Genomic DNA, 23,858 nt, shown 5'->3' on the forward strand with positions numbered 1-23,858 from the left:
TCACTATGACAAATATGAATGGCCTCTGACATTTTGCATTTACGTTCCTGTGATGGACTGCTGATATCGACCCATCCCGCAGGAGAATCGCCATGCATCCGACGCCGGTACTGGAGATGCGCAACATCGCCAAAGCCTTTGGCAAATTTTATGCGCTGAAAGGGGTAGACCTGACGGTCTTTCCCGGTGAAATCCACGCGCTGATGGGGGAGAACGGTGCCGGAAAAAGCACGCTGATGAAGATCCTCGCCGGGGCCTACACGGCCACCAGCGGCGAGATCCTGATTGATGGCAAACCCCACGCCATTAAAGGCCCGAAGGATGCGTTAGCCGCAGGCATTACTCTGATTTATCAAGAGATGCAGCTCGCACCGAACCTGACCGTCGCCGAGAACATTTTCCTCGGGAGTGAACTGTCGCGCGGCGGGCTGGTGCAGCGCAAAACCATGGTCGCTCAGGCGCAGGAGGTGATTAACCGCCTCGGGGCCCAGTTCATGGCCACCGATCGGGTGATGAAACTCACCATCGCCGAGCAGCAGCAGGTGGAAATCGCCCGCGCCCTGCACCGCAACAGCCGCATTCTGGTGATGGATGAACCCACCGCCGCCCTCTCCTCACGTGAAACCCATCGCCTGTTCGAACTCATTCTGCGTCTGCGCGATGAAGGGATGGCGATTATCTATATCAGCCATCGCATGGCGGAAGTGTATGAGTTGTCGGACCGCGTCAGCGTCCTGCGCGATGGGCAATACGTCGGCAGCCTGACTCGCGACAAACTCAACGCCTCTGAGCTGGTGCGGATGATGGTAGGCCGCCCTTTAAGCGATCTGTTCAACAAAGAGCGCGATATCCCGCACGGCCAGCCGCGCCTGAACGTCCACCATCTCACCGACGGCGGCAAAGTGCAGCCGTGCAGCCTGCTGGTGCGATCCGGTGAAATCGTCGGCCTCGCGGGGCTGGTCGGTGCCGGGCGCTCCGAACTGGCGCAGCTGATATTTGGCGTGCGCAAAGCCACCGGCGGGGTGATTGAAGTCGATGGTGAACCGGTGCTTATCCATTCCCCGCGCGAAGCCATTGATTTAGGCATCGGTTTTCTCACCGAGAACCGCAAAGAACAGGGGCTGTTCCTCGAGCTGGCGGCGCAGGAAAACATCACCATGGCGACGCTGGAGCGCGATGCGCATTACGGCATGCTCGACCGCAAAAAAGCGCAAACCATTTCCGACGACGCCATCAAACTGCTGAATATCCGCGTGCCGCATGCGCAGGTGCGTGCGGGCGGCTTATCGGGGGGCAATCAGCAAAAGCTGCTGATCTCCCGCTGGGTGGCGATTGGTCCACGCATCCTGATTCTGGATGAACCCACGCGCGGCGTGGATGTCGGCGCGAAAAGCGAAATCTACCGGATCATGAACCAGATGGCGCGTCAGGGCGTGGCGATTCTGATGATCTCCAGCGAGCTGCCGGAAATCGTCGGTATGAGCGATCGGGTGTACGTGATGCGCGAAGGCAGTATCGCTGGTGAGCTGCAACACCATGACATCTCACAGGAAAATATTATGACGCTGGCGACCGGCGTGAACGAATCCCATTCCCAGGCGGTGCAACCATGACCACGCAAAAAGAGAACTCCGTGCCTTCCCCACAACAGGTGGCGAAATCCTCGGCCCGCAAAATGCTGATGGGCGATCTGATGCAAACGGTGGGGATCTTGCCGATCCTGATCCTGATTGTGGCGGTGTTTGGCCTCATCACGCCAAACTTTTTTACCGAGAGTAATCTGCTGAACATTACCCGCCAGGCGTCGATCAACATCGTGCTGGCGGCGGGGATGACCTTCATCATTCTGACCGGTGGGATTGATCTGTCGGTCGGGTCGATCCTCGGCACCACGGCGGTGGCGGCAATGGTGGTGTCACTCATTCCCGAATTCTCCCTGCTGTCGATCCCGGCGGCACTGATGCTCGGCCTGCTGCTGGGTTTATTCAACGGCGCACTGGTGGCCTTTGCCGGGCTTCCCCCCTTTATCGTCACGCTAGGTACTTACACGGCGCTGCGCGGTGCGGCCTACCTGCTGGCGGACGGCACCACGGTGATTAACTCCAATATCAGCTTTGAGTGGATAGGCAATAACTACCTCGGGCCTGTTCCGTGGCTGGTGGTGATTGCTCTGGCGGTGATTGCGGTGTGCTGGTTCATTCTGCGCCGCACCACGCTCGGGGTTCATATCTATGCGGTCGGCGGCAATATGCAGGCGGCACGGCTGACCGGTATCAAAGTGTGGCTGGTGCTGCTGTTTGTCTACGGCATGAGTGGCCTGCTGTCGGGGCTGGGTGGGGTGATGAGCGCCTCGCGGCTGTACAGCGCCAACGGCAACCTCGGCATGGGCTACGAGTTGGACGCCATCGCGGCGGTCATTCTCGGTGGCACCAGTTTTGTCGGCGGAATCGGCACCATCACCGGCACGCTGGTGGGGGCGCTGATCATCGCCACGCTCAACAACGGTATGACGCTGATGGGCGTCTCCTACTTCTGGCAACTGGTGATCAAAGGGGCGGTGATCATCATTGCGGTACTGATCGACAAATACCGTACCCGACACCATCAAAGTGCATAACAACAACACCCTACGACAGAGGAACATAACATGCGTTTAAAGCCACTCGCCATTGCACTCTGTGCTGGCACCCTGCTCGCCGCCGCGCCGTTTGTGCAGGCTAAAGAGCTGAAATCGATCGGCGTGACGGTGGGCGATCTCGCCAACCCGTTCTTTGTACAAATCACCAAAGGGGCAGAGCTTGAGGCCCACAAGCTGGCGGGAGATAACGTCAAAGTAACCCTGGTTTCCAGCGGCTACGATCTCGGCCAGCAGGTGTCACAGATTGATAACTTCATTGCCGCGAAGGTCGATATGATTATCCTCAACGCCGCCGATTCGAAAGGCATCGGCCCAGCGGTGAAGCGGGCCAAAGAGGCCGGAATTGTGGTGGTGGCGGTTGACGTGGCAGCGGAAGGTGCCGATGCGACCATCACTTCGGATAACACCCAGGCGGGGGCGATAGCCTGTAAATACATCACCGACCGCCTGAACGGCAAAGGCAACGTGGTTATCATCAACGGACCACCGGTCTCAGCGGTGCAGAACCGGGTTGAAGGCTGTCAGTCCGAATTCAAAAAATACCCGGATATCAAAGTGCTGTCCGATAACCAGAACGCCAAAGGCAGCCGTGAAGGCGGCCTGGAAGTGATGACCTCGCTGTTGGCGGCTAATCCGAAGATCGACGGTGTGTTCGCGATTAACGATCCGACGGCGATCGGGGCCGATCTGGCAGCAAAACAGGCGCAACGTAAAGAGTTCTTTATCGTGGGCGTGGATGGTTCACCAGATGGAGAAGAAGCGCTGAAACGCGAAAACTCGCTGTTTGTGGCGACCCCGGCGCAGGATCCGCAGGTGATGGCGGCGAAAGCGGTGGAAATCGGCTATGACATTTTGCAGGGCAAACCTGCGCCGAAAGAGCCGGTGCTTATCCCGGTGACGATGATCGATAAGAAAACCGTCGGAACCTATAAGGGCTGGACGGTTAAGTAAGAGCCTGATGGCGCGGCGCTTATCAGACCTACAGGCATTGTAGGTCGGGTAAGCGAAGCGCCACCCGACGATTAAGCCGCTGCGTCTCCCTTCTGGAGGTTTCATGAAACGTTCCGCAATCACCGACACCCTCACCGAACAAATGCGTATTTTCACCAGCGCGGGGAAAGCCTGATGGAACGTCAGGGCATTATCGCTGCCGGCAATATGCTGGTCGATCACGTCCACCGCATTGTGCAATGGCCGGAACGCGGCTGGCTGGCGGAGATCACCCACAGCGAACGTTCCACCGGCGGCGCACCGCTCAACGTATTGCTGACGCTGGCCAAAATGCGCAACCATCTGCCATTGCAGGCGGTCGGGCTGATTGGCGAGGACGCCGATGGCGATTACATCATGGCGATGCTCGACCAGTATCACGTCAATCGCCAACACGTGCAGCGCACCTCTTTCGCGCCGACGTCGATGTCGCAGGTGATGACCGATCCCAGCGGCCAGCGCACCTTTTTCCATTCACCGGGCGCGAATCGCCTGCTGGATCTGCCCGCGTTCGACCGGCTGGAAGGATCGATGCGGATCTTCCATCTCGGCTATTTACTGCTACTCGATAGCCTGGATCTGGCGGATAAAGAGTACGGCACCCGCGCCGCACGGTTGCTGGCCCAGATGCGTGACAAAGGCTACGAAACGTCGCTGGATTTGGTGTCGCGCAAAGGCGATCCGCGCTATCAGCCGTTGGTGCGTCCGGCGTTACAGCATCTGGATTATCTGGTGATCAATGAACTGGAAGCCAAAGCGTTCAGCGAGCTACCGATCCGTCTCAAGGACGACGCGCCAATCATTGAAAATATAGCTCAGGCGGCCACCCTGCTGTTGGCGGCAGGGGTGAAACAACGGGTGGTTATCCATTGCCCGGAAGGCGCGTGGTGCGAAGCGCCCGATGAAGCAGGCCAGTGGGTGCCGTCATGGCAGTTGGCACAAAATGAAATCGTCGGCAGCGTCGGGGCCGGGGATGCCTTTTGCGCCGGGTTCCTGTACGGCTGTCACGAACGCTGGACGCTACGCCAGAGCGTACTGCTGGCCCACGCCTGCGCTCGCGCCAGCCTGCTGTGCACCAATGCGGTAGACGGGGCGAAAACGCTGGAAGAGTTAAAACGCTTTATCACGGAGAATGAGGCATAAATTGCCCGGCGGCGCTGCGCTTGCACGGGTCTACGGCGGTATCCACCACGTCAGCCGCAAACACATAGCCCAGGCCACGCAGGGTTTTGATCAGCGTCGGCTGGTGCGGGTTGATTTCGATTTTGCGACGCAAGCGCATGATTAATACGTCGATGGTGCGGTCAAACACCTCCATGCTTTCGCTGTGGGTCAGCGTCAGCAGCTGCTCCCGGCTCAAAACCCGCCGCGCGTTCTGCGTCAGCGCCAGCAGCAGGCCATATTCACCCTGGGTGAGCGCCACGCTCTGACGGGCCGGATCGAACAGTTCGCAGCGCTGGGTATCCAGCCGCCAGCCGTTAAAGCTGAGACTGCCACCCTGTTCCACCGGGGTATCCCCCGCCAGCGCCCCGCTGCGTCGCAGCACCGCTTTCAGGCGCGCCACCACGATTCGGGGATTAAACGGCTTGCCGATATAGTCATCCGCCCCCATCTCAAGCCCCACCACCACGTCCGATTCACTGCCCATCCCTGTCAACATCACCACCGGCAGCGCAGGCCGCAGCCTTTGCAGTTGGGTCAGCACCTGTAGGCCGTTAATGTCCGGCAGCATCATGTCGAGCAGCACCAGGGCGATGTCCTGACGCTGTGCGACCGTCGCCACTCCCTGCTGGCCCAGATGGCACACCGCCACCTCAAACACATGCTCGGCGAGCACATCGCGAAGCAGTTCGCAGATTGCCGTGTCGTCATCAATCACCAGAATGACCGGTTTCATCGTCAGCCCCTGCCCAGAAGGTTATGCAGTAAGTCTGGATGATTCTGCGGTGCGCTCCAGCCAATTCCAGCGGCGCGTGACGAATCTATAACCGCTGTCACATCCCTGGCGCGTTCGACACGTCAAAACTGTCGAGCCGGGCGGTTTCGTCAGCTTCGTCAGCGCTCAAACCCGCGAATACCCCTACAATTAAGAGTGGCATAAAACCTGCATTAAGGAGCGTTGAACGCATTTATGCGACTGTTTAACTGGAGCGAAACCGATGAAAAAAGTCGTCACGGTTTGCCCTTACTGCGCATCGGGCTGCAAGATAAACCTGGTGGTGGATAACGGCAAAATAATCCGGGCGGAAGCGGCGCAGGGGAAAACCAATCAGGGCACGCTGTGCCTGAAAGGTTACTACGGTTGGGATTTTATCAACGATACCCAAATCCTCACCCCGCGCCTGAAAACCCCGATGATCCGTCGCCAGCGTGGCGGCAAACTGGAATCTGTGTCCTGGGACGAGGCGCTGAACTATGTCGCTGAACGCCTGAGCGCCATCAAAGCCAAATACGGCCCTGACGCCATCCAGACCACCGGCTCTTCGCGCGGGACAGGGAATGAAACCAACTATGTGATGCAAAAATTTGCGCGCGCCGTTATTGGCACCAATAACGTCGACTGCTGCGCTCGCGTCTGACACGGCCCTTCGGTTGCAGGTCTGCACCAATCGGTCGGTAATGGCGCGATGAGCAATGCCATCACAGAAATTGATAACACCGATTTAGTCTTTGTCTTCGGCTATAACCCGGCAGATTCACACCCGATCGTGGCGAATCATGTGATTAACGCCAAACGCAACGGGGCGAAAGTTATCGTCTGCGATCCGCGCAAAATTGAAACCGCGCGCATTGCCGATATGCATCTGGCGTTGAAAAACGGCTCGAACATCGCGCTGTTGAACGCCATTGGTCACGTGATCATTGAAGAAAACCTCTACGACGCGGCGTTTGTCGCCAGCCGTACCGAGGGCTTTGAGGATTACCGTAAAATCGTTGAAGGCTATACGCCGGAATCGGTGGAAGAGATTACCGGGCTTAGCGCTCAGCAGATCCGCGAATGCGCGCGGATGTACGCCGGGGCGAAATCGGCCGCCATCCTGTGGGGCATGGGCGTGACCCAGTTCTATCAGGGCGTGGAAACCGTGCGTTCACTGACCAGCCTCGCGATGCTGACCGGCAATCTGGGCCGCCCGAGCGTGGGTGTTAACCCGGTGCGTGGGCAGAACAACGTGCAGGGCGCGTGCGATATGGGTGCGCTGCCGGATACCTATCCGGGCTATCAGTACGTCAATAACCCGGCACACCGCGAGAAATTCGCCAAAGCCTGGGGCGTGGAGAGCCTGCCTGCGCATACCGGCTATCGTATCAGCGAGCTGCCGCACCGCGCGGCGCATGGCGAAGTGCGCGCGGCGTACATCATGGGTGAAGATCCGCTGCAAACCGATGCCGAACTGTCGGCGGTGCGCAAAGGGTTTGACGATCTCGAACTGGTTATCGTGCAGGACATCTTTATGACCAAAACCGCTCACGCGGCCGACGTCATTTTGCCGTCCACCTCCTGGGGGGAACACGAAGGGGTGTACACCGCCGCCGACCGTGGTTTCCAGCGCTTCTTTAAAGCGGTTGAACCGCAGTGGGATCTGAAAACCGACTGGCAAATCATCAGCGAAATCGCCACCCGGATGGGTTATCCGATGCACTACAACAACACCCAGGAAATCTGGGATGAGTTGCGGCATCTGTGCCCAAGCTTTACCGGCGCGACCTACGAAAAAATGGGTGAGCTGGGCTATGTGATGTGGCCGTGCCGCGATGAGTCCGACGCCGATCAGGGCACCTCGTATCTGTTTGCTGAGAAGTTCGATACCCCGAATGGGTTGGCGCAGTTCTTCACCTGCGATTGGGTCGCACCTATCGATAAGCTCACCGAAGAGTATCCGATGGTGCTGTCCACCGTGCGTGAAGTCGGTCATTACTCGTGTCGTTCGATGACCGGGAACTGTGCCGCGCTCGCCGCGCTGGCAGACGAACCGGGCTATGCGCAGATCAACACCGCTGATGCGGCAAGACTGGGCATCGAAAACGAAGCGCTGGTTTGGGTTCACTCGCGTAAAGGCAAAGTCATCACCCGCGCACAGGTCAGCGACCGTCCCAATAAAGGGGCCGTTTACATGACCTATCAATGGTGGATTGGAGCCTGTAACGAGCTGGTGACCGAGAACTTAAGCCCGATTACCAAGACGCCGGAGTATAAATACTGCGCCGTTCGGGTGGAACGCATCGCCGACCAGCGCAGCGCCGAGCAGTACGTTATCGATGAATATAACGCGCTGAAGTCCCGACTACGTGAGAGTGCTCAGGGCTGACGCGACTGTTTGATTATCAGTTTGGTGAATGAATTAGGGGTGAAGTTTTTCACCCCTTTTTTTGGTACACATTCACCCATTTAATTCTGACTGCTCACCCTTTATACTGCCGCTCCTTTCATGCGGAAGAAAAAATGATGAAACGCAGTGTCTGGTTGCTGTTATTCCCTCTGCTGGCGCACGCCAACGAGATCGGCAGCCAATACAAAGAACAGGCCGAAGCGGGTGACACCCGCGCGCAGTATTATCTGGCCGATACCTATTACAGCTCCGGTGATGAGTCGCACGCCCGATATTGGGCCGAAAAAGCGGCGAAAGCAGGGGAGCCCGATGCTGTCGCCCTACTGGCACAGATGATGATGAAAACCAGCTGGCCGGATGCGCGTAAGCTCGCAGAACAGGCGGTGCTGGCGGGGAGCAGTAACGGGGAGATCACTCTCGCCCACACTCTGGTTAATACCCAGGCGGGTAAAACCGACTATCCCCGCGCCCTGTCACTGCTGCAAAAAGCCGCCGAGAACACCGACAGCGATGCCGCTGTGGATGCGCAAATGCTGCTCGGGCTGATTTACGCCAACGGCGGTGAAGTGGCGGAAGATGACGCTAAAGCCACCTTCTGGTTCAAGCGTAGCTCGACGCTGTCGCGCTCCGGCTATGCCGAATACTGGGCAGGAAAGATGTTCCAGGAAGGGGAAAAAGGCTTTATCGCGCCGAATACGCAAAAGGCGCTGAACTGGTTTAACGTCAGCTGTCTGGAAGGCAATGATTCGGGTTGTGAAGAGCTGGATGCATTGAGCGGGGAGTAAAAAGCCCGGCGGCGCTATGCGCGCCATCGGGCAACGTGTGGTTTAACGGTTAGCGGTCTTATCAAATTTCCCCAGCATTTCGCGCTCGTAGGCCTGCGCTTTCTTGTGGTCAAATTGGTGTTCCCACTTGGCAATCACCAGCACCGCCAGCGCATTCCCCACCACGTTCAGCGCAGTACGCGCCATGTCGAGAATACGATCAACACCGGCGATAAACGCCAGGCCTTCCAGCGGAATACCGACGCTACCGAGCGTGGCCAGCAGTACCACGAACGACACCCCCGGCACGCCCGCAATCCCTTTCGAGGTCACCATCAGGGTCAGCACCAGAATGATTTCCTGACCGAGCGACAGGTCAATGCCGTACAGCTGGGCGATGAAAATCGCCGCAATGCTTTGATACAGCGTTGAGCCATCAAGGTTAAAGGAGTAGCCGGTCGGCACCACAAAACTGGTTATGGACGGTGGCGCACCGTAGGCTTCCATCTTCTCGATAATTCTCGGCAGCACGCTTTCGGAGCTCGCCGTGGAATACGCCAGGATCAGTTCGTCTTTCAGAATACGAATCAAAATCCAGATGCTCAGCCCACAGAGTTTGGCCACTGCCCCCAGTACCACCAGCGCGAAGAACAGAATGGCGACGTACACCAGGATAACCAGCTTGGCGAGCGGCCACAGCGAAGCAAAACCAAAGTTGGCGACGGTCACAGCAATCAGGGCAAACACGCCCACCGGCGCATAGCGCATCACCATGTGCGTCACTTTGAACATTGTTTCGGAGACCGAACGGAACACCGTCACCAGCGGCTCACGGTGCGCCGACGGCAGCGATGACAGGCCCAGACCAAACAGGACCGAGAAGAAGATAATCGGTAGCATTTCGCCCTTCGCCATCGAGGCAAAGATGTTGGTCGGCACCAGCGACAAAATCGTGCCCATCAGGCCATGCGCGTGGCTCTGCACGTCGGTCGCGGTGCTCTGGTATTTCGAGATATCCACCGTCGCCAGGCTCGACATATCGATCCCCGCGCCCGGCTGAAACACATTCGCCAGCGTGATACCCAACACGATGGCGATGGTGGTGATGATTTCGAAATAGAGAATGGTTTTCGCACCGATACGTCCCAGCGCCTTGGCATCGCCCACGCCCGCAATCCCGACCACCAGCGTCGAAATCACAATCGGGACCACAATCATTTTGATCAGATGGATGAAGATATCACCGGCTGGTGACAGCAGGTTGGCTATCAGCCATTCGCGGCTATCACTTTGGTAGTGCAGATAACTGCCCAGAAGAATACCCAGCACTAACGCCAGCAGGATCTGCCAGGCCAGGCTGACTTTCGCTTTTTTCATGACTACAGACTTCCTCAATGCCGGGACTTATTCATGTTACGAATAACTCCCATTGAAAGGGGGATGGTTTGTGTTGCGTATTTAAATGGAGTTTTTTAACGCGGCGTATCAGTACCACCTGCACGGCATTCTGCGCAACCCTTTCAGAACGGGGCTTTTGGCTGGGAAATAGGGGTTTGGTACGGATTAAGTCCGGTTATTCAAATTAACCTTTTGTTATAGCAATCTTTTTTTAGTCTAAAAATCTATAAATTCAATACAGTTATTATTTGCCTTCTAAGCATCATTTGGCGAATTTTCATACTCTGCAATGAATGCGTGATCTGTCGCCCAATTAGTAAACAATGCCTCCCAAAGCTCTGTTATTAACGATTGCTTGACATATTATTAACATTCAACAGGGAGAAAAAAAGCATGAGCCAAATACACAAACACTCTATTCCCGCAAACATTGCGGAAAATTGCCTGATCAACCCGGAACAGTACCAAACCCAGTATCAACAGTCGGTCAGCGACCCTGACGCCTTCTGGGGCGAGCAGGGCAAAATCCTCGACTGGATTAAGCCTTATCAGAAAGTTAAAAACACCTCCTTCGCCCCCGGTAACGTCTCGATTAAATGGTACGAAGACGGCACCCTGAACCTGGCGGCCAACTGTCTGGATCGCCACCTGGCCGAGCGCGGCGACCAGACCGCCATCATCTGGGAAGGCGATGATGCCAGCCTGAGTAAACATATCAGCTATAAAGAACTGCATGCCGACGTGTGCCGTTTCGCCAACGTACTGGCCTCGCTTGGCATCAAGAAAGGCGACGTGGTCGCTATCTATATGCCGATGGTGCCGGAAGCCGCGGTGGCGATGCTGGCCTGTGCGCGCATCGGGGCCGTCCATTCGGTCATTTTCGGCGGCTTCTCGCCGGAAGCGGTGGCCGGACGCATCATTGACTCCAGCTCACGGCTGGTGATCACCGCCGATGAAGGCGTGCGTGCCGGGCGTTCCATCCCGCTGAAGAAAAACGTCGACGACGCGCTGAAAAATCCGAACGTGAAAACCGTGGAACATGTAGTGGTGCTCAAGCGTACCGGCGGCAATATCGCCTGGCAGGAAGGTCGTGACCAGTGGTGGAGTGAACTGACGGAGAAAGCCAGCGACCAACACCAGCCGGTCGAAGTCGGCGCGGAAGATCCGCTGTTTATTCTGTACACCTCCGGTTCAACCGGCAAACCGAAAGGCGTGCTGCACACCACTGGCGGTTACCTGGTGTACGCCGCAACCACCTTCAAATACGTCTTTGATTATCATCCGGGCGATATCTACTGGTGTACCGCCGACGTGGGCTGGGTCACCGGACACAGCTATTTGCTGTATGGCCCGCTGGCCTGCGGCGCGACCACCCTGATGTTTGAAGGCGTACCTAACTGGCCGACCCCGGCGCGAATGAGCCAGGTGGTCGACAAACACCAGGTCAATATTCTCTACACCGCCCCGACCGCAATCCGCGCCCTGATGGCCGAAGGCGATAAGGCGATTCAGGGCACCGACCGTTCTTCTCTGCGTATTCTCGGTTCCGTCGGCGAGCCTATCAACCCGGAAGCCTGGGAGTGGTACTGGAAGAAAATCGGTAACGAAAAATGCCCGGTGATGGACACCTGGTGGCAGACCGAAACTGGCGGATTCATGATAACGCCGCTGCCGGGCGCGACGGAGCTAAAAGCCGGTTCCGCCACCCGTCCGTTCTTCGGCGTCCAGCCTGCGCTGGTCGATAACGAAGGCCACCCGCTGGAAGGGGCAACCGAAGGCAATCTGGTGATCACCGACTCCTGGCCGGGGCAGGCACGAACGCTGTTCGGCGATCACGAGCGCTTCGAGCAGACCTATTTCTCGACCTTTAAAAATATGTACTTCAGCGGCGACGGCGCGCGCCGTGACGAAGACGGTTACTTCTGGATAACGGGCCGCGTCGATGACGTGCTGAACGTGTCCGGTCACCGTCTGGGCACCGCCGAAATTGAATCGGCGCTGGTCTCGCACCCGAAAATCGCCGAAGCGGCGGTGGTCGGGATCCCGCACAGCATCAAAGGCCAGGCAATTTATGCCTACGTCACGCTGAACCACGGCGAAGAGCCAAGCCCGGAGCTGTACGCCGAAGTGCGTAACTGGGTGCGCAAAGAGATTGGCCCACTGGCGACCCCGGACGTGCTGCACTGGACCGACTCGCTGCCAAAAACTCGTTCCGGCAAAATCATGCGTCGCATTCTGCGCAAAATCGCCGCCGGGGACACCAGCAACCTGGGTGATACCTCGACGCTGGCCGATCCAGGCGTGGTGGAAAAACTGCTCGAAGAGAAGCAGTCCATTTCAATGCCTTCCTGACCCTCCTCACCCTCACCCTCTCTCTGACCGGGGAGAGGGATTACAACGATAAGCCTTATACCTCTGGAGACTCTGTGATGAATGAGAATGTTTGTCAGCAGATAGAAAACAACGCGCATTTCAGGGAGCTGGTCGAAAAACGGCAACGGTTTGCCACCCTTCTGTCCATCATCATGCTGGTGGTGTACGTCGGTTTTATTCTGCTGATCGCTTTCGCCCCCGGCTGGCTCGGGACCCCGCTGCATCCGGGCACCAGCGTGACGCGCGGTATTCCGATTGGGATTGGCGTGATTATTATCTCTTTCCTGCTCACCGGCGTGTACGTGTGGCGGGCCAACGGTGAATTTGACCGACTGACCAACGCCCTCTTACGCGAGGTGAAAACATCATGAAAAAGCTCTTAACGGCGCTGACCGCCGCGCTCCCACTGGCCGCCAATGCGGCGGATGCCCTTACCGGCGAGGTACAACGCCAGCCGACTAACTGGCAGGCGATCATCATGTTCCTGATTTTCGTGATGCTGACGCTGTATATCACCTACTGGGCGTCCAAACGCGTGCGGTCACGTAACGATTATTACACCGCGGGCGGCAACATCACCGGTTTCCAGAACGGGTTGGCGATTGCCGGGGACTTTATGTCCGCCGCGTCGTTCCTCGGGATTTCCGCGCTGGTGTACACCTCGGGCTACGACGGGCTGATTTACTCGCTCGGCTTCCTCGTTGGCTGGCCGATTATCCTGTTCCTGATAGCCGAACGCCTGCGTAACCTCGGGCGTTACACCTTTGCCGATGTGGCATCGTATCGCCTGAAGCAGGGACCGATTCGCACCCTTTCCGCCTGCGGCTCGCTGGTGGTGGTGGCGTTATACCTGATTGCGCAAATGGTCGGCGCTGGAAAACTGATTGAGCTGCTGTTTGGCCTCAACTACCACGTCGCGGTGGTGCTGGTTGGCGTCCTGATGGTGATGTACGTGCTGTTCGGCGGCATGTTAGCCACCACCTGGGTACAAATCATCAAGGCAGTGCTGCTGCTGTTCGGGGCCAGCTTTATGGCCTTTATGGTGATGAAGCACGTCGGTTTCAGCTTCAATAATCTGTTCACCGAGGCGATGGCGGTGCATCCGAAAGGGGCGGCGATCATGAGTCCGGGCGGGTTGGTAAAAGATCCAATTTCTGCGCTGTCGCTTGGCCTGGGCCTGATGTTTGGTACCGCCGGGCTACCGCACATTCTGATGCGCTTCTTCACCGTGAGCGACGCCCGCGAAGCCCGTAAAAGCGTGTTCTACGCCACCGGGTTTATGGGCTATTTCTACATCCTGACCTTCATCATCGGCTTCGGGGCGATCATGCTGGTCGGCGCGAACCCGGCGTTTAAAGATGCGGCGGGCCAGCTGATTGGCGGCAACAACATGGCGGCGGTGCATCTGGCAGATGCGGTCGGCGGCAACCTGTTCCTCGGCTTCATTTCCGCCGTGGCCTTTGCCACTATTCTGGCGGTGGTTGCCGGTCTGACCCTGGCGGGCGCGTCGGCGGTGTCGCATGACCTCTACGCCAACGTGTGGCGCAAAGGCGCGACCGAACGTCAGGAGCTGAAGGTATCGAAAATCACAGTGCTGATTTTGGGCGTGGTGGCCATTCTGCTGGGGATTCTGTTCGAGAAGCAGAACATCGCCTTCATGGTCGGCCTGGCATTCTCGATTGCCGCCAGCTGTAACTTCCCGATTATCCTGTTATCGATGTACTGGTCGAAACTGACCACGCGCGGGGCGATGATCGGCGGCTGGCTGGGATTACTGACCGCGATTATCCTGATGGTCCTCGGCCCGACCATTTGGGTGCAGATCCTCGGTCACGAGAAAGCCATCTTCCCGTATGAATATCCGGCGCTGTTCTCCATCGCGGTGGCGTTTATCGGCATCTGGTTCTTCTCCGCGACCGACAAATCTGAATCGGGCGTACGTGAGCGCGAGCAGTTCCGCGCGCAGTTCATCCGTTCTCAAACCGGGATTGGCATCGACCAGGGCCGGGCGCACTAACCTCCCTCTTCCCCGGTCATTTGGCCGGGGATCACATTTCTCTTCCCTGCTTATTTCTATTCTTTCCCGCCGCGTTACTCTATCCACAGACAAATGAAACGCTGTTTTTATTTACTCAATCTGGCAATTCACTTTTGAAGGATCGGGATGGTATGAAAAAGTATGCTCTTGTCGGGACCGGTGGCCGTGCCGGGCTGTACATTTCCGCCATTGGCGGCGCGTGGCGAGAAAACGCGCAGCTGGTAGCGTTTTGTGACAGCAACCAAACGCGAATGGACTATGCCAATCAGCTGCTGAAAAACGAAGGGGCGACGCCCGTCACCACCTGGAAGGCGGCGCAATTCGAAGAGATGATCCGCGAGACGCACCCGGACATCATCATTGTTACCACTCTGGATCGCACCCACGACGATTATATCGTGCGCGCCCTGCATGCGGGGTGCGATGTGATCACCGAAAAACCGATGACCATTGATGAACAGCGCGCGTTGCGCATTCTGGATGCCATCGAACAAACGGGCCGACAGGTGCGCGTCGCGTTTAACTATCGTTATGCCCCGCATCACAGCAAAGTCCGCGAACTGCTGATGCAGGGCGTTATCGGCGAGGTCCATTCCGTGCATTTTGAATGGCTATTGAACACCGAGCACGGTGCCGACTATTTCCGTCGCTGGCACCGTGAAAAGCGCAACTCCGGCGGCCTGCTCGTCCATAAATCGACACATCATTTTGACCTGATGAATTTCTGGCTCGACAGCTATCCGGAGCGGGTTTATGCCGAAGGGGGATTGCGCTTTTACGGTAGGGAAAATGCGGAGAAGCGTGGCGAGACGCAGTTCTACCCGCGTACGCATGGCTACGCTGCGGCAAAAGAGAGCCCGTTTGCGCTGCACATGGCCGACAATCCCCAGCTTAAAGCGCTGTATCTCGATGCCGAGCATGAGGATAACTATTTCCGCGATCAAAGCGTGTTCAGCGACGGGATAACCATCGAAGATACTCTCTCGGTGCTGGTGAAATACCAGAACCAGGTCCAGCTTACCTACTCGCTGAACGCGTATTTACCCTGGGAAGGGCTGAACGTGGTGTTCAACGGCAGCGCCGGACGGCTGGAGATGAAAATCGTCGAGAATTCATATGTGAACGCCGGGGGTCAACGCGACAACGAAGGCAGCCTGGAGCAGTGCGATATCACGGTGCTCCCGATGTTTTCCGCGCCGTGGAAAGCGGAATTCACCCTCGGTGAAGGCGGCCATGGCGGGGGGGATAACGCCATGCTGGCGGACCTGTTTGGCGAACCGGGCAACGATCCGTTGCAGCGCGCCGCCGATCACCGGGCTGGCGCGATGTCGATTCTGACCGGCATCGCAGGTAATCTTTCGATGCAGCAGCAGCGTCCGGTCAGCTTCCGCGAGTTCGAACTGGTGTCGCGTTTAAAACATCACCCACGCCACTAACGGGGCGACCAGCACCATCGTGACCCCGGAAAGCATCATCACCAGACTGGCGACCACCCCTTCCTGCGGCCCGAGTTCGTAGGAACGGGCGGTGCCTGCCCCGTGCGATGCTGCGCCAAATCCTGCGCCTTTCGCCATCCCTTCGCGAATGGCGAGGCGCATAAACAGCACATCGCCAACCGCCATGCCGAATACGCCAGTCACCACCACGAACAGCGCCACCAGCTCCGGCTGCCCGCCGAGCGGTTTCGCCGCCGCCAGCGCAAACGGCGTGGTGACTGAACGCACGGCCAGACTGCGCTGGATCTCATCCGACAGCGTGAACACGCGCGCCAGCCACACGGAGCTGCACACCGCCACCACGTTGGCCGTCACCACGCCTGCGCTGAGCGACATCCAGTGGCGTTTGATCACGGCCAGGTTGTCGTACACCGGCACGGCAAAGGCGATCGTCGCCGGGCCGAGCAGCCACAGCAGCCAGTGCGCTTCCCCCATGTAATTCTGATAAGAGATATGACCGAAGACCAGCATCAGCACCAGCAGCAACGGGGTGAACACCAACGGCATCAACGGCAGTTTACGAAAGCGGCGATAAAGGCGTTTGTTGGCGTAATAGAGACCGAGAGTGATAGCCAGACACAGCAGGCTCAGCGCAAAACTAGTCATGCTTCATCCGGCGCATTTCAAAGCGATACACCTTATCCACCACCCACGCCGTGGTGCCTAATACCAGCAGGGTGCTAAGCGCGATCACCATGAAAATGCGCCAGCCGTCGACCATCAGCAACTGGGCGTAATTCACCACCGCGACCACCGCCGGAACGAAGAACAGCAGCATTTCGGCCAACAGCCAGCGGGAGCCCGCCCGCACCCAGTTGAGCGGCAGGACGCGGCACACAATCAGCGCCAGCATCAGCACCATCCCGACCAGATTGGCGGGCAGTGGAAGATGGCCCCACGCCACCAGATGTTCCGCCAGCACAAAAACACCGGCGTACAACACCACCTGCAGCGGAACCTGAAGACGATGCAGGACAGCGGGCGTTACGCGCCCCAAGGCCACAGCCATGAAAGAAATCCCTAAAAAAAGTGATGGCGCTCAGTATAGTGAGACGCCGACCGCGACAGAAATGAATTAAAATCATTGAAGGTATAGTTTCGAGGAATAATCATGGACATAAGAACGCTGCGCTATTTCGTCGAAGTGGTCCGGCAGCAGAGCTTTACCCGCGCGGCAGAGAAGCTGTTTGTCACGCAGCCCACCATCAGTAAGATGCTGAAAAATCTCGAAGATGAACTCAACTGTACCCTGCTTATCCGCGACGGACGCAAGCTGCTGCTGACCGATACCGGTCGGGTGGTGTTTGAGCGCGGGCTGGCTATCCTCGCCGAGTTTCGCCAACTGGAAGCGGAACTCAGTGATATCAACCACTTGCATAAAGGCCTGTTGCGGCTCGGCATTCCCCCGATGGTCGGGATGTTAATGGCCGGGCCGATCAGCCTGTTTCGCCAGCGCTACCCCGGCGTGGAGCTGAAAATTTCCGAATTCGGCGGTCTGACCGTACAGCAGGCAGTGACCAACGGCGAGCTGGATGTGGCAATGACCGCCCTGCCCGTCGATGAAGACAGTGGCCTGGCGACGCTGCCGCTGTTTAGTCATCCGCTGTGCGTGCTGGTGCCGCGCTCTGGAGACTGGCTGCATATCGACTCCGTCAGCCCGGAACAGCTCGCCGCGCATCCCCTGCTGATTTATAACGAAGATTTCGCCCTCAGCCGTCAGCTGATGCAGCTGTTCACCGAGCACGACGTAAAACCCCGGATTGCCGTACGCAGCGGTCAGTGGGATTTTCTGGCGGCGATGGTGCAGGCGGGTGTGGGGGTGGCTATCCTGCCGGAGCCCATCTGCCAGCGGCTCGATAAAAATACCCTGCGCTGGATCCCGCTCGACAGCAAACTGCACTGGCAACTGGGAATGATCTGGCGCGAAGGCACCTATCTTTCCCATAGCGCTAAGGCATGGCTGCAATGCTGCGAAGGTTTTTGGCCGCCGGAAGGCTAGCGCGATCACAGATCCTGTAAAGGGATAAAATATTACTTCTTGTTGAGATTATTGGAATATATTATTCCAATACTTGAGTACGCACTTCATCGAGGCCGTTATGAAAATTGATTTATCCGCACTGACCACCGAAAGCCGCAACCCGGCAAGCGAGAACATTGACACCCTGTCGACGCTGGAAATGCTGAAGGTCATTAACGCGGAAGACCAGAAGGTCGCGCTGGCGGTGGAAGAACAGCTGCCCGCTATCGCTCAGGCCGTCGATGTGATTACACAGGCTTTTGCCTGCGGCGGACGCCTGATTTACTGCGGGGCGGGCACTTCTGGCCGCCTCGGTATTCTGGATGCCAGCGAATGCCCACCGACTTATGGCACGCCGCGCGAGAGGGTCGTCGGCCTGATCGCCGGGGGCAACACCGCCATCCTTCAGGCGGTGGAAAACGCCGAAGACAGCCCGCAGATGGCGGAGCAGGACCTGCGTGATTTAGCGCTTAACGAGCGCGATATCGTGATTGGCATCGCCGCCAGTGGCCGTACGCCGTATGTGATTGGCGCGCTTAACTACGCCCGAAGCGTAGGTGCGACCACCGGGGCTATCGCCTGCAACCGTGGTAGCGAAATTGGTAAACTGGCCGACATCGCCATCGAACCGCTGGTCGGCCCGGAAGTGGTGACCGGCTCCTCGCGCATGAAGGCAGGCACCGCGCAAAAACTCATTCTGAACATGCTCACCACCGGGGCGATGATCCGCTCCGGCAAAGTGTTCGGCAACCTGATGGTCGACGTGGAGGCCACCAACGCCAAGCTGTTGCAGCGCCAGGTTAACATCGTGGTACAGGCCACAGAGTGCGACCCGGCGACCGCCGAAGCGGCGCTCAACGCCTGTCATCGCCACTGCAAAACCGCCATCGTGATGATTCTGGCTGGCCTGAGCGCTGATGAGGCAAGCGAAGTGCTGACCCGCAACAACGGCTTTATTCGCAGCGCCATCCAGGGCATCGGGAGCAATTAACCATGGCGAAAATCACCGGTCCTATGATTGAGCAGCTGCTGCGCCTGGCGGGCGGCAAAGCGAATATCAGCGTGTGCGGCAACTGCATGACGCGCCTGCGCCTGACGTTAGTCGATCGCGATGCGGCAGACATTGCGCAACTGAAAGCGGTGCCCGGCGTACTCGGCGTGATTAACGGCGACGATCAGCTGCAAATTATTCTCGGACCGGGCAAGGCGCAAACCGCTAGCGAGATGATGAATGACCTGTTGAAAGCGGAGGGCGATGAGCACGCGACTCCGGTCACCCACGTCGACCTGAAATCGCAGGCCAGCCAGAACAAAGCCAAAATGAAGGGCAAGCAGAACAGCGCGGTGCATAACTTTTTGACCAAGTTTGCCACCATCTTTACCCCGCTGATCCCGGGCTTTATCGCCGCCGGGTTGCTGCTTGGGATAGCCACCCTGCTGCAACAGATTTTCGTTGCCGACAGCGTGTCGCAGGCAAGCTGGCTAATGAGCCTGATTGCCTACATGAAAGTGTTCAGCATCGGACTGTTTACCTTCCTGAGCATTCTTATCGGCTACAACACCCAGAAGGCGTTCGGCGGCTCGGGCGTTAACGGGGCCATCATCGCTTCGCTGTTTATTCTGCGCTACGTGCCGGAAGGCAAAGTCGGCTATTACGCCGGAATGCAGGACTTCTTCGGGCTGGTTATCGACCCGCGCGGCAACATTATTGGCGTGCTGCTGGCCTGTATTCTCGGGGCCTGGATTGAGCGCCAGGTGCGCCGTTTTATCCATGATTCGCTGGATATGATCCTCACCTCCGCCATCACGCTGCTCATCACCGGGGCCATCACCTTCACGGTGATTATGCCGATTGGCGGTGAGCTGTTTAAGGGGATGTCATGGCTGTTCCTGCACCTGAACGGTAACCCGTTCGGCACCGCCCTGCTGGCCGGTCTGTTCCTGATTGCGGTGGTGTTCGGCATTCACCAGGGCTTTGTGCCGGTCTATTTCGCACTAATGGACGCCCAGGGCTTCAACTCCCTGTTTCCGATCCTGGCGATGGCCGGGGCTGGACAGGTCGGAGCCTCGCTGGCGCTGTACTTCCGCGCCAAACAGGGATCGCTCCTGCGGACACAGATTAAGGGAGCCATCTTCCCTGGCCTGTTGGGCATTGGCGAACCGCTGATTTACGGCGTGACCTTGCCGCGCCTGAAACCGTTCGTCACCGCCTGTCTGGGCGGCGCGGTCGGCGGCTTCTTCATTGGACTGATTTCGTGGTTGGGATTACCGATTGGTCTGAACACCGTCTTCGGCCCATCTGGCCTGGTGTCGATTCCGTTGATGACCTCTTCGCAGGGGATTTTTGTCGGTATGGCGGTGTACGTGGCGGGGATTTTGATTTCGTATGTTGCAGGCTTTGTTCTGACCTGGCTCTTTGGCAGTAAAAACGTCGACCTGCAATAATGGCCGACGTTCTCCCCCTTTTAGCCGCCTTTCACAGGCGGCTTTTTTTGGGCTGAATTTACTGGTCTTCTATCAGCAGCGCTTCGAGCAAATCGAGATCGTGCAGCAGCTTTTGCAGCGTTTCGTTGCTTATCTGGCGGGTGGCGCGCAGATGATACAGCTCACCGCGCTCAGAACGCAGCGCCGCCAGACGGAAGCGCCGTTCGAGGCTTTCTTCCAGCATTGAGGTTTCCACATCGTTGCGCCCGTCCGCACGACGACGGAGGTTACCAATCACCCGGGAACTGACCTCGGTCAGTAGCTGATTGTCGATGTTCTCTTTGGTGTCCTGCGCCAGACGCTCTTCCATCTTTTGAATGGCGACAATCGCCACATCCGCCGTGGCGGCGCGGGCCAGACGCTCCTCTTTGTGCTGCTGAGAATAGTCCGCCACTTCGATGTGCCGTAACAGGATGGGCAGCATCACCACGCCGACAAACAGTGAGAACAGAATCACGCCCGCCGACAGGAACACCAGCTCATAGCGCGCCGGGAAGACGTTTCCGTCCGGCAGCAATAGCGGAATGGACAACACACCCGCAAGGGTGATGGCCCCGCGCACCCCGGCAAACGAGGCGATCAGCAATTCGCGCGTACTCCAGCTGCCGAACTCCATCGGTTTTTTGTGCAGGAAGCGCTGACTGAAGCGCTGCATGGTCCACAGCCAGCCAAAACGCACCAGCATCAGTGCGACATAAATCAGGACAACATCGGCGAACAGCATCCAGGTCTCGACGTTCGGATCCGCTTCCGCCGCCACCAGCGAGGTCTCCAGGATACCCGGCAGTTGCAGGCCCAACAGCAGGAACACCATGCCGTTAAACACGAACTCCAGCATCGCCCAGGTACTGTTGGCACGCAGACGCATCGCCAGCGGAGCGGTGCGCATCACGCCCGAACGGGTGATAGTCATCCCGGCGGCGACCGCGGCCAGAATGCCGGACACGCCGATATGTTCGGCAATCAGGTAAGAGGCGAACGGCAGCAGGAACAGCAGCACAATCTGCGTGGCCGGTTCATCACCGCCCCAGCGGCTGAGAAAACGCAGCGAGCGCCCATAAGACCAGCTGACGATAAACCCGGCCAGGATACCGCCGGTCGCCACTTTGACGAACTCCAGCGCCGCGCCGCCAACGGTGAACACCATTGTGCCCATCACCACGGCGACGGCAAACTTCAGTGCCACCAGACCAGACGCGTCGTTCATCAGCGCCTCGCCCTGCAATATGCCCATGATTTTTTTCGGGATGCGCCCTTCCCCGACAATGCCCGACAGCGCCACGGCATCGGTAGGCGACAGCACCGCCGCCAGTGCAAATGCCGGGAGGAGCGGAATGCCCGGCACCGCCCAGTAAATCAGGAAGCCAATACCTACAACCGTCACTAACACTAACGCCAGCGCGAGGCCAAAAATCTCTCGTCCATGCTCCAGAAATTCACGGGTCGGCGTTTTCCAGCCATCGGAAAACAGCAGCGGTGGGATAAACAGAACGAGGAACAGTTCCGGGTCAAACTCGACGTGCAAACCGAACGTTGGCCATGCCAGCAGTGCCCCGATGGCGATTTGCATCAACGGCAGTGGAACCTGGAAGGGGAGGACGCGGGTAACGACCCCGGAAAGAGAGACCACAAGGGTCATGATCAGTATCGTGAAGAATATTTCCATGCTATCCCTGTTTGCGAATTCTTATTACTTAACCTCTGATAATACGCCCTAAAGCTTATCGCAAAGAACGGCAGGATGTGCCCTAAAAAAACAAAAAGGGCGACCAGGGGTCGCCCTCAGTGCCCGGCGGCGCTACGCCTGCCTGGCCTACAAAAGTAGGCCCGATAAGCGTTAGCGCCATCGGGCTAAAAGCACTTAGATAGCCCAGCCGCCTGCGTAGAAGGCAACCAGCGCCAGGGCGATAACCACGGTGCCGATGTTCAGCTTGCGCCATTCACCGGATACCACGCGACCAATCACCAGGGTGGCGAAACCAATCATGATGCCGGTCACGATGTTACAGGTCAGGACGATGAATACCGCGGTGATCAGACCGGCCATCGCATCGACGAAATCACCGAAGTCAATTTTCGCCACGTTGCTCAGCATCAGCAGACCGACGTACATCAGCGCCGGAGCGGTTGCGTAAGCCGGAACCAGATAGGAGAGCGGAGAGAGGAACAGGATCAGCAGGAACAGCACGCCGACGGTAATCGCCGTCAGGCCGGTTTTGCCACCTGCCGCCGTACCCGCCGCAGATTCGATGTACACCGCCGCAGGGGCTGCGCCCACCAGGCCTGAGAACACGCTGCTCAGCGAGTCGGTGGTCAACGCTTTGCCGCCGTTGATGATCTGCCCGTCTTTATCCAACAGGTTTGCCTGACCGGCTACCGCCCGGATGGTGCCGGTGGCATCAAATACCGCGGTCATCACCAGCGCCAGCACGCTCGGCAGCACCACCGGATTCAGCGCACCCATAATATCGAGGCTGCCAATCAGGGAGTTGCCGTGCTCGTCGCTCAGGGAAGGCATCGCGAAGATACCGGAGAAATGCACGGTCGGGTCAAAAATCAGGCCGACAACGGACACGCCGATGATGGTCAGCAGAATGCCGCCCGGCACCTTCAGTTTTTCCAGGCCGATAATCACCGCCAGGCCAATCAGCGACATGATAACCGGGAAGCTCGCGAAGTGACCGAGGGTCACCGGCAGGCCGTCCAGCGGATTTTTAATAACCAGACCGACGCCGTTCGCCGCAATCAGCAGCAGGAACAGGCCGATGCCGATGCCGGTGCCGTGCGCAACGCCCTGCGGCAGGTTGCGCAGGATCCAGCTGCGGATACCGGTCGCAGAGATAACGGTGAACAGCACCCCCATCAGGAACACCGCCCCCAGCGCTACCGGAATGCTGATGTGCTGGCCGAGCACCAGGCTAAAGGCGGTGAACGCAGTCAGCGAGATAGCGCAGCCAATCGCCAGCGGCAGGTTTGCCCACAGGCCCATCACCAGTGAACCGACACCGGCCACCAGACAGGTCGCCACGAAAACGGCCGCTGGCGGGAAGCCTGCTTTACCGAGCATGCCCGGGACCACGATGACGGAGTAGACCATTGCCAGGAAGGTGGTTAAACCGGCAAGGATCTCCTGGCGAACGGTGCTGCCACGAGCTGAAATTTTGAACCAGGCGTCCAAACCGCCGGTACGCGCTGAAGGCGTAGACATAGAAAACATCCCCTGAGAATTTATGTGACCTGTTCTCTCGACTCTTTCATCAAAAGCAGTCAACAAAAAGGCAGTCCGAAAGACATCGGTAAAAAAAAGCAAACGATTATCTGGCTTTTAT

At 57.9% G+C, this 23,858-nt stretch carries 19 protein-coding genes; 13 read left to right on the forward strand and 6 right to left on the reverse strand.

The annotated features are described in order from the left end of the window. The first annotated feature begins 92 nt into the window (after positions 1–92). The 4 genes from SIK69_RS15650 (at position 93) to SIK69_RS15665 (ending at position 4,771) form a co-directional block, all read left to right on the forward strand. On the forward strand, positions 93–1,613 hold the full coding sequence (locus SIK69_RS15650) for a sugar ABC transporter ATP-binding protein (protein WP_319786492.1): 1,521 nt from the start codon (positions 93–95) through the stop codon (positions 1,611–1,613). Next, positions 1,610–2,617 carry an ABC transporter permease subunit gene (locus SIK69_RS15655; protein ID WP_319627673.1) on the forward strand — a complete coding sequence of 336 codons (1,008 nt, stop codon included), beginning with the start codon at positions 1,610–1,612 and terminating at the stop codon, positions 2,615–2,617. Before SIK69_RS15650 ends, SIK69_RS15655 begins: the two co-directional genes overlap by 4 nt. Before the next feature lie 30 nt (positions 2,618–2,647). Beyond that, positions 2,648–3,589 (forward strand): ABC transporter substrate-binding protein, encoded by a 942-nt coding sequence (locus SIK69_RS15660; RefSeq protein ID WP_319627672.1) that lies wholly within the window; start codon positions 2,648–2,650, stop codon positions 3,587–3,589. A 171-nt stretch (positions 3,590–3,760) separates the two neighbouring features. Beyond that, complete coding sequence (locus SIK69_RS15665; protein ID WP_319627707.1) at positions 3,761–4,771, forward strand: carbohydrate kinase family protein; 1,011 nt, start codon at positions 3,761–3,763, stop codon at positions 4,769–4,771. On the opposite strand, the gene SIK69_RS15670 is transcribed toward SIK69_RS15665, so the two are convergent. Then, positions 4,752–5,525, reverse strand: coding sequence for a response regulator (locus SIK69_RS15670; RefSeq protein ID WP_319627671.1), 774 nt, complete (start codon positions 5,523–5,525; stop codon positions 4,752–4,754). The two genes, SIK69_RS15665 and SIK69_RS15670, sit on opposite strands and share 20 nt — an antisense overlap. Positions 5,526–5,787: 262 nt before the next feature. Between SIK69_RS15670 and fdhF the strand changes: the two genes are divergently transcribed. Further along, positions 5,788–7,935: a formate dehydrogenase subunit alpha gene (gene fdhF, locus SIK69_RS15675; RefSeq protein WP_319786493.1), complete on the forward strand. Its 2,148-nt coding sequence runs from the start codon at positions 5,788–5,790 to the stop codon at positions 7,933–7,935. Between the two features lie 137 nt (positions 7,936–8,072). After that, positions 8,073–8,741 (forward strand): tetratricopeptide repeat protein, encoded by a 669-nt coding sequence (locus SIK69_RS15680; protein WP_319627706.1) that lies wholly within the window; start codon positions 8,073–8,075, stop codon positions 8,739–8,741. A 42-nt stretch (positions 8,742–8,783) separates the two neighbouring features. On the opposite strand, the gene gltP is transcribed toward SIK69_RS15680, so the two are convergent. Then, on the reverse strand, positions 8,784–10,097 hold the full coding sequence (gene gltP / locus SIK69_RS15685) for a glutamate/aspartate:proton symporter GltP (protein ID WP_319627669.1): 1,314 nt from the start codon (positions 10,095–10,097) through the stop codon (positions 8,784–8,786). A 414-nt stretch (positions 10,098–10,511) separates the two neighbouring features. On the opposite strand from gltP, the gene acs reads away from it, so the two are divergent. The 4 genes from acs (at position 10,512) to SIK69_RS15705 (ending at position 15,965) form a co-directional block, all read left to right on the forward strand. Continuing rightward, positions 10,512–12,470, forward strand: coding sequence for an acetate--CoA ligase (gene acs, locus SIK69_RS15690; RefSeq protein WP_319627668.1), 1,959 nt, complete (start codon positions 10,512–10,514; stop codon positions 12,468–12,470). Between the two features lie 77 nt (positions 12,471–12,547). Continuing rightward, complete coding sequence (locus tag SIK69_RS15695) at positions 12,548–12,862, forward strand: DUF485 domain-containing protein (protein WP_319627667.1); 315 nt, start codon at positions 12,548–12,550, stop codon at positions 12,860–12,862. Beyond that, on the forward strand, positions 12,859–14,508 hold the full coding sequence (actP, locus tag SIK69_RS15700) for a cation/acetate symporter ActP (RefSeq protein WP_319627666.1): 1,650 nt from the start codon (positions 12,859–12,861) through the stop codon (positions 14,506–14,508). The genes SIK69_RS15695 and actP overlap by 4 nt, the downstream gene beginning before the upstream one ends. A 152-nt stretch (positions 14,509–14,660) precedes the next feature. After that, complete coding sequence (locus tag SIK69_RS15705; protein WP_319786494.1) at positions 14,661–15,965, forward strand: Gfo/Idh/MocA family protein; 1,305 nt, start codon at positions 14,661–14,663, stop codon at positions 15,963–15,965. Here the strand turns inward: SIK69_RS15705 and SIK69_RS15710 are convergent. Together SIK69_RS15710 and SIK69_RS15715 are read right to left on the reverse strand one after the other, a co-directional pair. Next, positions 15,942–16,631 carry an LrgB family protein gene (locus SIK69_RS15710; RefSeq protein ID WP_319627664.1) on the reverse strand — a complete coding sequence of 230 codons (690 nt, stop codon included), beginning with the start codon at positions 16,629–16,631 and terminating at the stop codon, positions 15,942–15,944. The two genes, SIK69_RS15705 and SIK69_RS15710, sit on opposite strands and share 24 nt — an antisense overlap. Then, the gene (locus SIK69_RS15715) at positions 16,624–17,034 is read right to left on the reverse strand and encodes a CidA/LrgA family protein (RefSeq protein ID WP_319627663.1); all 411 of its coding nucleotides are present in this window, start codon (positions 17,032–17,034) and stop codon (positions 16,624–16,626) included. The genes SIK69_RS15710 and SIK69_RS15715 overlap by 8 nt, the downstream gene beginning before the upstream one ends. Positions 17,035–17,136: 102 nt before the next feature. On the opposite strand from SIK69_RS15715, the gene SIK69_RS15720 reads away from it, so the two are divergent. The 3 genes from SIK69_RS15720 (at position 17,137) to murP (ending at position 20,490) form a co-directional block, all read left to right on the forward strand. Further along, positions 17,137–18,024 (forward strand): LysR family transcriptional regulator, encoded by an 888-nt coding sequence (locus tag SIK69_RS15720; protein ID WP_319627662.1) that lies wholly within the window; start codon positions 17,137–17,139, stop codon positions 18,022–18,024. A 100-nt stretch (positions 18,025–18,124) separates the two neighbouring features. Then, positions 18,125–19,036 carry an N-acetylmuramic acid 6-phosphate etherase gene (gene murQ, locus SIK69_RS15725; protein ID WP_319786495.1) on the forward strand — a complete coding sequence of 304 codons (912 nt, stop codon included), beginning with the start codon at positions 18,125–18,127 and terminating at the stop codon, positions 19,034–19,036. A gap of 2 nt (positions 19,037–19,038) precedes the next feature. Next, on the forward strand, positions 19,039–20,490 hold the full coding sequence (gene murP / locus SIK69_RS15730) for a PTS N-acetylmuramic acid transporter subunit IIBC (protein ID WP_319627660.1): 1,452 nt from the start codon (positions 19,039–19,041) through the stop codon (positions 20,488–20,490). Positions 20,491–20,548: 58 nt separating this feature from the next. On the opposite strand, the gene SIK69_RS15735 is transcribed toward murP, so the two are convergent. Continuing rightward, positions 20,549–22,195, reverse strand: coding sequence for a Na+/H+ antiporter (locus tag SIK69_RS15735; protein WP_319627659.1), 1,647 nt, complete (start codon positions 22,193–22,195; stop codon positions 20,549–20,551). Between the two features lie 195 nt (positions 22,196–22,390). Further along, complete coding sequence (gene ghxP / locus SIK69_RS15740) at positions 22,391–23,737, reverse strand: guanine/hypoxanthine transporter GhxP (protein ID WP_319627658.1); 1,347 nt, start codon at positions 23,735–23,737, stop codon at positions 22,391–22,393. Between the last annotated feature and the right edge of the window lie 121 nt (positions 23,738–23,858).

Source organism: Scandinavium lactucae (assembly GCF_033843265.1).
In the GTDB taxonomy this organism is placed as follows: Bacteria; Pseudomonadota; Gammaproteobacteria; order Enterobacterales; family Enterobacteriaceae; genus Scandinavium; species Scandinavium lactucae.